The following is a 320-nucleotide window of genomic DNA, read 5'->3' on the forward strand; positions in this document are numbered from 1 at the left end:
TGTTGATATGTCATGGCATTGGCGGCACTTACTTTTTTGGCGTTACGCAGACAGAAAAGCCGTAAGCCAAAAACGCGAAAAACGATAACGGCAACATACGGATAGATGATGAAAAAAATCAGAGAAATTAATATTCCACTTAAGATTGATCGCTTTTTAGATTATGAGGACTTGGCAAACCATTTACGTCAAGGGCACCCCATTGAACGTATGAAGCAACAGGATTTAATGAGTGATTTATCAGTCATCAAATTAAACTCCACTTTTTTAGAGGTGGCTGATGCTCACTATAAAGAGAGAGGCTTTATAACGTTAACTCT

The 320-nt window shown here is 38.1% G+C and carries 1 protein-coding gene; it reads left to right on the top strand.

Annotation, left to right across the window (positions count from 1 at the left end):
* Positions 1-108 precede the first annotated feature (108 nt).
* A partial coding sequence (locus AC4IFT_RS22450; protein WP_490752947.1) for a hypothetical protein occupies positions 109-320 on the top strand: 212 nt, incomplete at its 3' end.

It is taken from the genome of Providencia sp. UF-183, assembly GCF_058246155.1.